10 protein-coding genes are annotated in these 13,703 nt (G+C 47.7%); all 10 read right to left on the bottom strand.

Annotated elements, in window-relative coordinates; genetic code table 11:
• Positions 1–3: 3 nt before the first annotated feature.
• Positions 4–987: an aldose 1-epimerase gene (locus tag RQP52_RS00655; RefSeq protein ID WP_315948811.1), complete on the bottom strand. Its 984-nt coding sequence runs from the start codon at positions 985–987 to the stop codon at positions 4–6.
• Positions 988–1,000: 13 nt separating this feature from the next.
• On the bottom strand, positions 1,001–2,734 hold the full coding sequence (locus RQP52_RS00650; protein WP_315948810.1) for a glycoside hydrolase family protein: 1,734 nt from the start codon (positions 2,732–2,734) through the stop codon (positions 1,001–1,003).
• 17 nt (positions 2,735–2,751) lie between these two features.
• Positions 2,752–3,636 (bottom strand): ABC transporter ATP-binding protein, encoded by an 885-nt coding sequence (locus RQP52_RS00645; protein ID WP_315948808.1) that lies wholly within the window; start codon positions 3,634–3,636, stop codon positions 2,752–2,754.
• 1 nt (position 3,637) lies between these two features.
• Positions 3,638–6,553, bottom strand: a complete 2,916-nt coding sequence (locus RQP52_RS00640; protein ID WP_315948806.1) for an ABC transporter permease — start codon at positions 6,551–6,553, stop codon at positions 3,638–3,640.
• Between the two features lie 12 nt (positions 6,554–6,565).
• Entirely contained in the window at positions 6,566–7,594 is a 1,029-nt protein-coding gene (locus RQP52_RS00635) for an efflux RND transporter periplasmic adaptor subunit (protein ID WP_315948804.1), read from the bottom strand.
• Positions 7,584–8,288: an ABC transporter ATP-binding protein gene (locus RQP52_RS00630; protein ID WP_315948802.1), complete on the bottom strand. Its 705-nt coding sequence runs from the start codon at positions 8,286–8,288 to the stop codon at positions 7,584–7,586. Before RQP52_RS00630 ends, RQP52_RS00635 begins: the two co-directional genes overlap by 11 nt.
• A gap of 87 nt (positions 8,289–8,375) precedes the next feature.
• On the bottom strand, positions 8,376–9,725 hold the full coding sequence (locus tag RQP52_RS00625; RefSeq protein WP_315948800.1) for an S-layer homology domain-containing protein: 1,350 nt from the start codon (positions 9,723–9,725) through the stop codon (positions 8,376–8,378).
• 96 nt (positions 9,726–9,821) lie between these two features.
• The gene (locus RQP52_RS00620) at positions 9,822–11,186 is read right to left on the bottom strand and encodes an ABC transporter substrate-binding protein (protein WP_315948798.1); all 1,365 of its coding nucleotides are present in this window, start codon (positions 11,184–11,186) and stop codon (positions 9,822–9,824) included.
• Between the two features lie 37 nt (positions 11,187–11,223).
• Positions 11,224–12,234, bottom strand: coding sequence for a hypothetical protein (locus RQP52_RS00615; protein WP_315948796.1), 1,011 nt, complete (start codon positions 12,232–12,234; stop codon positions 11,224–11,226).
• 73 nt (positions 12,235–12,307) lie between these two features.
• Positions 12,308–13,621, bottom strand: a complete 1,314-nt coding sequence (locus RQP52_RS00610) for an ABC transporter substrate-binding protein (protein ID WP_315948795.1) — start codon at positions 13,619–13,621, stop codon at positions 12,308–12,310.
• Positions 13,622–13,703: the final 82 nt, after the last annotated feature.

Genomic DNA, 13,703 nt, shown 5'->3' with positions numbered 1-13,703 from the left:
TCCTTATTTTTCAATCCACATCCCTGTCGTGAATCGGACTTGTTCACCTGCCCGTATGCCCCGGGCTCCTGTCAGTTCGTGGTTGTAAGGGAGATTAAAGGCATCCGTAACATAAGTGTAAGGCTCCAAAGAATAGGCCGATGCCCAATCCGGTCGAAATAAGACCACATAAGGAAAGGTTTCATCGAACTGGTAAGCAATCGTATAGTTTCGATTTTTCATTTCAATCCGGCATGTTCGATCACCCTCCTGCCCCATGGCTATCAGGGAACAGCCAAGCAGCGGGTAGTTCTCGATCGAAACACCTTGCCGAAGCTCTCGGCTGAATACAGATTCCTCCGGCGTGCCTATGACGAATGCCTGATTCGTAACAGGCCATTCCGCAGCCGCAGGTACACGAAGCGAAATCTCTTCTCCGTCTCCGAACGGTACCGCAAAGTAAGGGTGCAGCCCAAAAGCGAACGGGGCTTCTTCCACGCCTTTATTTTCAATCCCCCCTTCCAGATAGAGTCGGCCACCCTTTAGCCGATACGTCATTGTAAAGACAAGCATATGGGGAAAATAGGCCATAATCTCAGGATGATCGGCGTACCGAAATTGGCTGGTGACCCAAGCCCCTTCCTCCTCGGAAGCGCCGTAGCCTACCACCTTCCATGCCTTGGAACATAGTTCACCATGCAAATGATGATCAGGAGGCTCGTTCAGAGGCAGCTTATATTCACGACCTTTGAATAAAAAACGACCGTTTCGAACCCTGTTCGGCGGAGATAACAGGGGTGTACCGTATTTAAACACCTCATTCGATTCATGCCAGAGAGAGGTTAAGCTCACAGGCGACATGAGAACCTCATACCTGTCGCACGTGAAACGATAGAGGTTATTACCAATTTCTGGAGCGAGTTCTGCGAAAGAATTGCTTTCATCGTCGGTTAACCGAATGATCGAGAATCCCTCTTGGAGTAGGGGACCAGCCCAATACTTGCTCATTTGCCCCCTCCTTTTACCAATAAAATTCTTCCTGTAATCGGCGATACTGCCCTGAGCGAAGAGGTGCTTTCTCATATATTTTCCGGTTGTTATAAAAGGGGTGATGTGTCCCTTCCGGGCTCAGGTGAATGACATCATCCCCGCGCCAACGCGTAATAAACTCCTGTCCTACCGCCTTTTCTATGGTTTGGCGCTCACTAAGCGGGAAGGTTAGCGTTATCTTCTCTCCTGCCTGTACCGGGCCAAGTGCGAGGAAGCGTTGATTCACCCACATGCTCGGTTCGCTTCCTGTTTGTGTCCGTACGCTATCACCGAGTTCACGATATACTTCCACCTTTGCGTAGCCTGCCCATTCAGGGATGCGAACCAACAATCTTGGCACACTGCGATGAATCTCCAGTTCCACCTTGCCCTCGTGAGGCAGATGACTGGAGACATCAAGCCAACGTGAGCCCCGGTTCAACAGAAAGTTCACGCTAATCGTCCCGTTATGCTCCGTAATCGTATTGCTCCATCCCATGAATAAACCGCGCGTCCCCGAGCCGATGCAGCAGGTTTGCAAATCGTTGGTATGCCCTCTACCTCCGCTGACATTACAGCAGAAATCATTGGGAGCGGAGTAACCAGCGAATGCCCCACGCGTACGTTCCGCCACGTTGAAGAAAGACTTCATCCCAACATCATCATTGGCTTTATTGTCAGCCCCCACAACCCAATCCAGATTCAGCAACTGCGACTCGGTTAAGTGGTTGCGCAGGAAGCGCTCTACGATGCCCCAGTACTCGACATATCCCACTCTGGCCAGCGTAATTCCTGTAGAAATTAAGTCGACGAGCGAGCAAGTTTCATGCTCAAAAGCCTGTTCATGCATATCGCCAGGCGTCCAACCAAACGTTGTGCAGCGAGTTAACGCCCAGTCATAACTCTTCTTGACGAAATGGATGATTGAAGCGTCCTGGGTATGCAAAGCAAAACGCGCAAGCGCATCAAGCGTACCGATGCGGGTATGAAAGTGGCCGCTGCGGTAAGCAAGCGAATCGTTAAAGCTGCCATCCGGATTGAAGACGCCGCTGCGATGAACAATAAGCGCCGAGAAAAACTGACACAGCTCGAAAGCATCCATATTTCCTGTCAACTCATAATATTTGAGCAATGGCATGACCAAGCGTCCGCAGAAGGCTGCCGGATCTGGGGCTAGCCGAAGCTGAACTGCGTTGGTGGACGGCCAGCCATTGACGGTGTACTCGGAAGCCGGGTAGTACCACACGTCTTTTTCCTTAATAGCGATTCGTTTGAGCGCAGCTACATGTTTATCAGCCACATGCTTGATTTTGCGGTCGCCTGTTGACATAAACCAGGATGTTAATGCGAGAATGACAGCCCGTTGGTCAATCAAGTTTGCGTTGGTTTCCCAAGGTGCCTTCGGATTGATTTGCCGGTAACTGAGTCCGTCCTCTTTGAAAAAACTGAGGAAGTTAGCTCTGTAACGCTCCTCAATGTCGCGCCCCCGCTCGTCTCCTGTCATATGTCTGGCCAAAATAAGAGCATCCACCAAGCGGCCATGGCTGGAGCCGTAATCCCAGTCCCCATGGGTCAAAAACGCCGGCTTCTCCATCAAATTCGCTGCAAAAAAAGGAATATATCCAAAATCCTCATCTGCCATCCCGATAATGGCGCTAAGCACGTGTCCAGCCCGCTCCTCCAGCAGAAGGGTATCCGGTATTTGTTTCGTTTCCTGACTAATCATCGACAATTGCTCCTTCGTTATACTTTGATTGGAGGTATGAGCACGATCCTGCCGTCCTCCACCGTAACCTTCATTTTATTCATTTCTTTCATACCAATTGTTTCCAAGTAGCTCGCTGGAATTTGCAGCCTACCGGCTTGGTCGAGCACCGCGTATTCGTCGTGAGACTCCTCTTCTTGCTCTTCAATACCTTCTTCTAAATCCTGCAGTTCTTGCTCATAGGACTTGCGCCGTAAAATTTCTGACGACGTTCTTCCGTCCCGGATCGCAACCACACGATCCACCTTCTTAGCGAGCATCGGATCATGTGTCACAATCACGATGGTGAGCCCCAGTTCCCGGGACAGCTGCCGGAACAAATCAAGGATTTGATTGGCCATGCGTGTATCGACCGAGCCCGTAGGTTCATCCGCAAGCAGCAGCTTCGGATGGTTCGCAAGGGCAATCGCAATTGCCACGCGCTGCTGCTCTCCACCGGATAACTGGTTCAATTTGTTATTCCTTCTGTGACTAAGCCCGACCGCTTCCAGCAACTCAAGCGCGCGCTCCCGTTTCCGTTTGCCCTGCAGCAGAATGGGCAACTCCACATTTTCCTGGGCCGTCAAATAAGGGATTAAGTTGCGCGCATTGTTCTGCCAGACAAAGCCGACAGACTCGCGTTTATATTTGACGAGGTCCTTCTCGCGTATGCTGAGCAGGTCCTTGCCGTCTACGATCAAACGCCCGGCCGAAGGACGATCAAGTCCGCCAAGCATATTCAGCAGCGTCGATTTGCCGCTTCCGCTATTGCCGATAATGGCCATCAGCTCGCCGGCTTCCACATGCAGATCCAACCCTTGCAGCGCCACGACTTCCAAGTCGGCAATTTTGTAGATTTTAACCAGATTATCGCAATGGATCATCTTAATCCTCCCCAAGCTTCACGGCTTGATGTATCCGGATTCGCGAGACGATATGTCCGAGCACCACAAGTCCAATTGTGATCATGACGGTGACGATCCCATACAGCCGCTCATGGTCGCGCGGATCGAACGTAACTTGAAACGGAGGTACTTGCGTGCTGGGATCGAACGATAACTCGAATAAGGGAACAAACAAGTGACTAGCAATGTTACCCGTCATCATCCCAATAAGAATCGCTGCGCCCGATACCATCACTTGTTCACCGATTAGCATGCCAATCAGTTGGAAAACGGAAACGCCCATCGCCCTGAAAATCCCGAACTGCAGAGTCCGTGCGGATAACGACAGCACCCAATAGAGCAGGAACCCGAAAAAGCAAACGACAACCGAAATGATAAACCCTAACGTCATAACCCCATTAATCGCGAGTTGAAAAGGATTTTTGACAGCTATGATCTGTGCTTGCTTTGCGTCCGTCAACGATTCGATATCGTACCCATGTTTGACCACAGCCTGATACACGGCTTGACTGCTTGCATCCGGTTTCAGCTTCATCCAAACTTCATAAGGCTCAATCCCGATGTTGTTCTGAATGTACGTGAGGTGACAGACGATTAGCATCGGTTTCTTGACCTTCGTGGTAGTCCCTTGCTTCGTGGTCACCGAAATCGTATCGCCCGCTCCAGGATTAGGATTCCAGGACGGCCAATAATCAATAATTCCGAAGACGGTCACGGAGGCAGGCTCGAGGTTCCCCCAACCGAGCGAAAGTGTATCTCCCACTTTAACGCCGTATTCTTCTGCCACCGACTTTGATATCAGAACAGCGGAAGGATTTTTGGCAATTAAATTTAAATATTCGTTCATATGATGATCCAGCAAATGATCTCTCAACCACGCCGTCTCGCCGAAGGCTTTGGTGTCTATGCCCATTAGCTCAACTTTTGCGTTCGTTTTACCTTTGGTAAAGGATGCATCCTTTTTGACAAACACCTTAGCTGCATGTTCCACGCCTGGGAGCTGCGTAAACGGTAAAAAAGATGGCTCGCTGTATTGCACCTTAGGCGGCGGGGTTACGGGAGCATCGTCCGATAAAGCCACCTCTGACGTACTTTCATCGCTCGATTCCTCTGCACCAAACAAGATGGCCGGTGGCGCATCGTTTTCCCAATGAATCTGCATGACGATATCGGAACCGGCGGAATACCGGATTTTATCCGTCGTATTCTGATTGATCGTACGTGTGGCGCTTGCGCTGAACAGTCCTGTAGCAATCGTAATAATGAGAAACACCATAATAAATTGATACTGAATAATCGAACGGCTCACCTGGATTAAAGTCGTGTATAAGGTTGGCGGCCACCAGCGTTTACCAATTCTGTACAAAAGCTTCATGAACAAAGGATATAAACGAAGCACGAGCAAGCCCAGGCCGAAAATAAACATCGCGGGAATGAGAAACAACAGGGGATCTACTCTTAAATCTCCTGATTTCAAACCGAGTGAAAGGATATCTTTGACCCTCGTTTTGTAATTCTGCAATCCGTACAACGAAATACCGATAATCGCAATATCGAGGAAAAATTTATGCCAAAAAGACTGTTTCTGCAGTCTCGCTGATTGCTGCTTGTGGCCGACAATGGTGACTCTTGTTGCAAGAATAACGGGAATGAGCGTCATGACAAGCGATGCCGAAATTGCGATCAACGCATAGAGAAAAGCATCCTGATTCAGCTCGGTTTCCAGCTTTGCGCGTTGGACAAATTCAAGAAACCCACTAGAAGCACCTAATAAACTTGTAATCGATTCGCCAATATACGGCCCGACTGCATAAGCAATCGCCCCAAGCACCACGCCTTCAACGGCGTAACTAAGCACAATTTGCCAGCGGCTGGCTCCCCGGCTGCGCAGCACGGCGATCTCTGTTTTTTGCCTTTCCGTGATAAGGTTAGCGACCATATATAAGTAAAAAGCGAGCATCAGCATAACAGGCACGTTAAGCGACCATAACATTTTCCGTAAATTTGCTTCTTTTATATAATAGTTAGTGAGTGTTTGGAGAGCCGGCACGTTTTTATTATGGTTTTCATAATGAGCATCCATATAGGTATTGATCGCTTCATCGTTATAAAGAAATCCGTCAGCGGACGCTAATGTCAACAACTTGTAATCAAGCGCGAAATACCAATAGCTGGATTGAACATTTAACTTGCCTTCCACCGTAAATGCTTTCTCGAACAATTGAAAATCGATGAGAAAGCTGTTCTTATAACTGCTCGTATTGTTGTACCAAAAAATATCGGTGTAGTCCTTGCGGTCGAACACGCCGACAGGTTTAATGGAGATCGGCTCCTGCAAACCCGCATCTTTGATCATGAAAACGGTGTTCAGCACCATCCCGAGCTCGGTTAAAGCCTCCGGAGCAACAAGGGCTTCATACACGCCGTTAACCGGCTCTTTCGCCGGAAGCCGCCCATCTACGAGTCTGATGTGATTTTCCATGCCATCGATCGCGGATATATCCGCTGATCTTTGAACATTAATGTCGATTTTATCCGGCTCAGCCGGTGTTAAATTGTAGCGCTTCGTTGCTCTCTCACGAACGAAGGACTGCACCGGGATGCCGAATCGTCCTTCTTTTCCCTTAAGAAACTGCTCTGTTTCTGCTATCGTGACATGCTTCGGTTGTTTTTCTTGCGCGGAAAAAGAGGCCGACAGCCAATAAATGCCCGGATATTGATTGCTGCCCAGCTGCAGCTGCTGCATTTCTTGAATAAGCAGTCGTTGCAAAATGGCACTCGTATAAATCGGCATGCTGCTCGCCAATGCGACAGACAGCACAAGCCCGAACAACAAGCTAAGCTCAAGCCATTTATTATTGATCATTTTGCGCAAGATCATGATAAATAACGCCAATGTCTTAGCCTCCTAGTTGTTCAGGATAATCTGCTGCCCTTCGCTTAACCCTTTGCGTATTTCCACTTCTGTCGCCGCAACGATGCCCTTCTCCACATCAATTTCTTTGCGGCTTTCGCCGTCCAGCACCTGGACAAAATCACGGCCCATGTAGTTGCGAAGTCCAGCTCTTGGGATCACAAGCACCTGATCGCGCTTCTGGGTCACAATCGTGATATCGGCCTGATTGCCAATCACGACATCCGGTGGCAAACCTGTCACTTGGATGTAGACGGCTTTCGCATTTTTGTCCTGAATCGCTTTATTACTGTTCGGCGGCGCGGAGAGAGGCGTTTGAACGACCTTCCCCGGATAAGTTTTATCTTTGATTTTCACCGTTACATCCATGCCAACTTCGACTCCACCCAAATCATTGCTACTTGAAGCTGTATAAACAAGCTTCATCTGTTTCTGATCCGAAAGCGTGATGACTTGTTTGTAAGCAACAACTTGGTCCCCTGGCTGAAGAGTATCGATAAACGTCACAATCCCGTCAATGGTAGAAGTCAGCCTTGTATTCTGAAGTTGATTCTGGAGCGATTCCAATTGCAGCTGGGCGCTCTCCATATCCAGCAGCTTCATCCGAATATCGGGATCATCGGCATCTTTTTCCGCCATCGCTTGCTGAAGTGAAATTTTTAGTTTCTCAATGGCGATTTGCTGGAGCTTCACTCTCATATCCAAATCGGACGTTTCTGTTGTAGCCAGTACATCCCCGGCTTTCACCTGATCCCCCAGCTTCACGTTGATTTGTTTCAAACGCCCGCCGGACTCCGAATAAAATAAATAGTCCATTTTATCGGAGGCAAATGTAGCGACACCCGTTATTTGTTGGGTAATATTGCTGCGTTTGACCGTGTACAGGTTTAAGATTTCCTTAGCGGGCTCGACAAGCGGTGGTTTCAACTCGCCTTCCTCAACGGGCAAGAGCGCGCACCCCGCCAGCACCCATGCCATGCAGCATAGGCTGATAACCGGCATAACTGCTCGTTTAAGTCGCATCGACAATTTGTCCATCCTCCAATGCGTAAACATGATCGGCATAACTCATAATGGCGGGATCATGCGTCGTGAGGATGATGGTCATGCCCTCATGCTGCACCAAATCTTTGAATACCCGCATCACTTGCGCACCCATCTTGCTGTCTAATTCAGCCGTCGGTTCGTCTGCAAGAATTAACGTCGGTTTATGGGCAATCGCTCTTGCAATCGCTACCCGCTGCTGCTCTCCCCCAGACATTTCAAACGGCCTATGTTTCATCCTTGCCTTAAGCCCCACATACTCTAGTGCACTTTCCGTGTAATCCTTAAAATTCACCGACTTCACGCCGGCAATACGCAAGCCAAACTCTACATTCTCATACGCTGTCATTAACGGAACGAGGCCAAAAGATTGAAAAATAAGCCCCATATCCTTTCGCCGGAGGGCGTTACGTTTGCTTTCGGAATAGCCGCTGATTTCATTGCCGCCAAAGAACACTCGTCCTTCTGTCGGTCTATCCAACGCACCCAAAATATTGATTAATGTGGTTTTGCCAGAGCCCGAACGACCTCTGAGTGCAATGAGCTGCTTGGAGGGAATACTTAAGCTCGCTCCCCTCAAGGCATGAACAGCTGCTGAGCCGCGTCCAAATATGCGAGTGACACCTTCTGCTTGAACCAGAGGTGCAGAGCTTGCTTGTTGATGGACATTCATGACCACTCACGCTCCTATATGTGCGGATTTGGCTAGAGAAAGAACTCCAGTTCGAAAACTGGAGTTCGACATGTTGATTCAAAGCTATTAGCCGTTTTGCAGTGTCCACAAAACAAGTGCATCCAAAAGCTTCCAACTATCTTCAGTAGCGTTATCATAATTACCGGCAAAGGAGAAGAAGGAAAGACGCGCTTGTACCTCATAGCCGCTATCAGAGTGCGTTCCTTTGTTGTAGTAGAAAATGGTTGATTCTTTCGGCTTTCCTGGAACTGTCGCAATAACCGTAGCTTCCTTGCCTGGAAGGCCGTAAGCCATAGCTGTTTTTGGATCTGTCGTTAATAGAAGGTCCACTTCACCGGAAAGACCCGCCGCAGCCTTGTCTTTCGGCTCTGCAATTGTCGTAGATTTGATATTATATTCGTTGGTGTTCTCCTCTTGAGAGGAAAGACCGAGATAGTACATGCCGTGATTTTTTAAGTAAACTGTAGGGATCGCAATATCTTTCATAATGCCGGAACGAAGATATTTGGAGTTAAGCGTGTTGCTGACGAAAACCAAATCATATCCTTCCGCTTTATCTGCCGTAAACTTATCACAGTTGACCCATGTCACTCTGAAACCAAGATTTTTCAAACGGCCAATAATTTTCTCATCATCCGGGTTATCTTTCAGTTGTGTCATTTGAGAGCTTTGACGTGTGATGAAAAGCAGTTTTTTGCCTTGTGCGGAAATTTCGCCAGCTGGCGCTGCAGGATCTTTACCAGTCTCTGGCTTGACCTCTGGTTCTTCTGCTGGTTCCGGTTCACTTCCGGAAAGAATTTGTTTGGCTGCAAAGCTTGCAAGAGCCAGCATTTTACGTGTAGCGGACGTTTTTCCGCTAAATTTACCCGCTGATTGGTTCGTTAGCAAGTTCTTCTCAAGCGCAAGTGAAACATAACCTTTGGCCCAATCATCTACCGTTGAATCATCAACTGGCGTAGCTGCAGCCGCATCGTCATCCAGACCTAATCCGCGAATCAGGAAAGCTGCCAGCTCTTGGCGGGACACATCACCAGCTGGTTTGTACGTTTTGCCTTCTGCATCGTAACCATTGGTGAGTCCTGCCTTCTTCAATGCTTCAATATAAGGAAGCGCGTAGGAATTGGCCGGATCGTCACTTCTGACGTCAGTAAAAGAAGAAACCGTTAGCGTATTGTCCACTTCGAGGTTAAAAATAATCGCAGCCACTTTCGCAAACTGTGCCCGATTCATCCGAGCGTCCAGTCCAAACGTATCTTCCGTCAACCCATTAAAAACGCCGTCTTGAATCAGTGAATCGAACTTTTCCTTATCTGCTTGCGGTAAATTCTTCAAATCTTTGAAATCGTCGACGCTTTTCACTGCTGCGGGTGTACTCGTGTCTTCTGCGAAAGCAAACGGAAGGATAGTTAGTGACATGAGAAGGATGGATAGTAGCGAGAATACAAATTTTTTCACGTGAACTCACCTTTCTAAATTTGATTTGTCATGTATGTTAGCATGGTTGGTAAACGGTTACTTGGTCGTGCTCGCAGCCTTATTAATTTCAGTTTTAGCTGCCTTTGCGGTCTCAATCGCTTTCGTAGCTTGCTCCTGAACCATTCTAAGCGCTGTTACGGAATCTTTGGACTCCTTAAAAATAAGCGGTTGGAATACGCCTTGAACAGGTACGTCATACCAAACTAAACCAGGATTACGTGCAGCAGGAGGCATCGCATTTTGACTGCTAAAAATGGATTCAACGTGCTTACCTTGCATTTGCGGCAAGTTTTTCCCGAAGGCTGCTTTGACCGCATCCGTCTGAAGCGGACCGATGACGCCTTCTTTGGCAAGCTCAATCTGATGTTCTTCCGAAAGCAGTGCATCCATGACCTGGAAGGCCAGATCTTTTTTCTTCGATTGCTTCGTAATGTACATCGAGTACACATTCGGCTGATATTTCGTGTTAGGAGCGTCACTTAAGGACGGAACAGAAGCAATGTCGAAATTCAAGTTTTTGTTTTCCTCATAGAACTTGACTAAATGATCGCTCACCGTTGCCACCGCCATGGCGATACTTGGCTTGGAGGCGAACGTTTCGACGGTATCAAACTGGTTGGCTGGAATATCGTAGAACCTTCTCATGTTGTCTACTAGCTTCTTCCAATTCGGATCGCTCATATCTCCTTTATCCTCGGTTTTGCTTAACGGAGACAGGGACAATTGATTATAATTTAAATAATGGCCCGGGTTTTGTGAGAAACCTTTGTACGTAACGTCACCTTCAACGCGCGTCAGCTTTTTCGCCAACTCGTAGATCTCATCGTACGTCATACCGTCTTTCGGATAATCAACGCCGAATTTATCGAAAATATCTTTGTTGTAAAATAAAGCAAAATCGTTGTTATAGAACGGAAGCCCGTATATTTTTCCATCCGGAGTTAAATTTTTGATTTGCGCCATATAGGCCGGATTCAATTTACTCGTATCGAAGTTATACTTTTTGATCAGATCGCTAATATCGTATTGAAGGTCATTATCAATCAAATATCTTTGTACGTTCATCCGAGTGTCGTCCATGATGATATCAGGAATCGTCCCGGCTGCGATCAAGTCCTTGTACTGTCTGCCCGGATTGTCCCAAGCTACGTGTTTGATCGTGACATTCGGAAATTTCTTTTTGATAAAGTCCCCAATTTGTTTCTGAAAAATTTCCTCTTTGACATAATAAGCCGGCCATACGGTATAAATGAACAATTCGTTGTCCGGTGACGACTGGGCTTGCGGTGAGGTTTTCTCATCCGTTCCACCCGGTTTGGCACTTGGAGCTGCCTCGTTCGTGCATCCGGCAGCCAGCGCAAGGGTAAGCGCGAGAGCCAGACTTATTTGTACTCGTTTCATTACGACAATTCCCTCCTTCATGAACCGCAAGATTTCGTTATCCGTTCTGCAACGTCCACAAAACAATGTTATCCCAAAGCTTCCAGCCCGCATCCGTAGAAGTATCCTGCATGCCGTTACTCCAATAGTAGTAGGATAATCGCGCTTTCACTTCATAACCGTTATCGCCTTTGGCGCCTTTATCATAGTAATAAAGAGCAGCCTTCGTTTTGTCGCCCGGAACCGTTGCGATCACTTTCGCTTCCTTGCCTGGAAGCCCATAACTGACGCCGAAATTATCACCGGTTTCCGTGTAAACTTCTACTGTTCCTGATAATCCGCCGGCAATCTTAGATTTGCTATCGACGATATCAATTGATTTCAACTTCTTGACCGTCGTGCCTTCCTCTTGGGAGGAGAGTCCCAGATAGAACATCCCGTGGCTTTTCACATACACCGTTGGAATGGCAACTTCTTTCATCACACCTGTTTTCAAAAATTTTGAATTCGTCGTTTGGCTGATGTAGATTAAATCGAACCCTTTCGTCGCATCAGCGGTAAGCTCACGATCTGCAAGATGGGTTACGCTAAATCCCATCCCTTTCAAACGGCCTGCAATCGCAACGTCTTCAGCGGGAAGCGGCTCGGAATCTCTGCCGACAAGAAGCACTTTCTTCCCTTGCGGAGATACTTCCGCTTTCTGAGCTGCCTCTGGTTGACTCGCAGCTGGCGCTGGTGCAGCCGTTGCCTGGGCAGGTGCTTCGCTTGCCTTCGCTGTGGAAGCCGCAGCCGGTGCCTTCGTTGCATCAGCCGTAGGGCTCGCTGCTTTCGTTGCTTCCACGGTTGCAGCAGGCGTTGCTGAAGCTGCAGGTGTTGACGAAGCTGCGGGAGTCTCTGAGGCCTTCGCTGTAGGAGTTGGAGCCGTCGATGGTGTTGCCGTTGCAGTCGCTGTTACTGTTGACGTGGGAGATACCGATACGCCCGGATTAGCTGCTTTCTCTGAGGAGGAACAGGCGCTCATCGTGATTGTCATAAACACTGCAACGAGCAGCAATAGAAAACGTTTCATGGAATGGGTCACCCCTTTTTCAATTTGGAATGAAGGCGCCCCCAATGATTGGATGAAGGAGCCCTATGCTGCATTATTGGGCGGCTTTCTCGGTCTGAATTGCTTTTGTTGAAGATTCTTCAATCATGCGCAGTGCGGTTACGGAGTCCTTGGATTCTCCGAAGATCAGTGGCTGGAACACGCCGTGTACCGGCACATCAATGTAAGTTAAACCTGAAGCGCGAGCTGCTGGCGGCATGGCATTTTTGCCGTAGAAGATGGCTTGCGTATGTTTCCCTTGCATTTGCGGCAAGTTTTTACCGAAAGCTTCTTGTACTTTCTGCGTTTGCAGCGGTCCGATGATGCCTTCTTTTGCAAAATTGACTTGCATCTCTTCAGACAGCAGATACTGAATGACTTGGAAAGCTTGATCTTTCTTAGTCGACTGTTTGGTAATATACGCCGAGTATAGATTTGGCTGAGCTTTGACGCCCGGTGCATCTGCAAAGGATGGCATAGCTGCGATATCAAAGTTCAAGTTTTTGTTTTGCTCATACCACTGAACGATCTTCTCCGTCACGTGAACACTCATCGCCATTTTCCCTTTCGGGAAATCATCGACGGATGTAAACTGATTGGCCGGAATCTCGTAGAAACGTCTTAGATTGTCAACTTCCTTCTTCCAGCCCGGTGTATTCATTTCCGCCTTGTCTTCCGTCAAGCTGAGAGGGGAAAGGGAAAGCTGATTATAAGTCATATACAAACCAGGATGCTGTTGGTAACCCTTGTACGTATTTTCGCCTTCGACACGAGTCAGCTTTTTAGCTAATTCATAAACTTCATCATAGGTCATACCGTCTTTCGGGTAATCCACACCGAATTTATCAAAAATATCTTTGTTATAGAACAGAACGAAATCACTCATTTGGAAAGGTAAACCATAAATTTTCCCTTCCGGCGTTACGTTCTTCATTTGTGCCATTGCGGCTGGATTTAATGTACTCGTGTCGAAATTATACTTTTTGATCAGGTCCGTCATGTCATACTGCAAATCGTTTTTCAAAATATAACGCTGCAAGTTCATTCGGGCATTATCAATCACAATATCAGGAATGGTGCCAGCTGCTATCAGATCCTTATATTGCCGACCTGGATTATCCCACTGCACGTGTTTGAATGTAAGATCTGGAAATTTCTTCTTGAGGTATTGCCCCACTTGTTTCTCCCAGATATCTTCTTTGGCATAAAAGGCTGGATAAACGGTATAAATGAATATTTCGTTATCCGGTGATTTGTTTTCTGAGGCAACGGGCTGCTGTTTATCGCTTTGAGCTGGCTCGGACGTACAGCCTGTCAGGATAACAAATGCCGAGGTGATCGCTAAAGATGCTTTGAGAAATTTTTTCATTTTCTCTATGAACCTCCCAATCGTGATTTCAAATTTTGTATACTTTCACTTTATTACGAAATGTTTACGTTTACATTAGGGG

This window comes from Paenibacillus violae, from assembly GCF_032461945.1.
In the GTDB taxonomy this organism is placed as follows: Bacteria; Bacillota; Bacilli; order Paenibacillales; family NBRC-103111; genus Paenibacillus_E; species Paenibacillus_E violae.
This window is presented reverse-complemented; position numbering and strand designations above follow the sequence as displayed.